Below are 318 nucleotides of genomic sequence, written 5' to 3' on the forward strand. Positions count from 1 at the left end.
ATCTTACCTTCTGCAATCATCGCACCTAACTGCTGATCGCCTCCCATAGGGCCACTGATCAGGCTTTTAATTTCTAGACCTGTTTCACGACTAAGTAGATGGCCGGTTGTGCCAGTTGCATACAAAGTATGCTTCTCTAGCTTTTGTAGGTTTTCTTTGGTCCAGTGAAGGAGTTCTTTTTTGTAGTGGTCGTGAGCTACTAGGGCTACGTGCTTACGAGCCTGCATAGTACGGGTAGTTTTTTCCATGGTTTATATACCTAATTTTTGTTGTCGTTTTATCAGATATTACCATTACTCTTATTAACTGTGGGGACAG

General features: G+C 42.5%; 1 protein-coding gene. It reads right to left on the reverse strand.

What is annotated here, in order from left to right:
• Nucleotides 1-248, reverse strand: a 248-nt coding sequence (locus tag AB4585_RS24465; protein ID WP_372171347.1) for a methylglyoxal synthase, incomplete at its 3' end; no start/stop codon positions are given.
• Between the last annotated feature and the right edge of the window lie 70 nt (nt 249-318).

It is taken from the genome of Vibrio sp. 10N.222.49.C9, from assembly GCF_041474985.1.
GTDB lineage: Bacteria > Pseudomonadota > Gammaproteobacteria > Enterobacterales > Vibrionaceae > Vibrio > Vibrio crassostreae_C.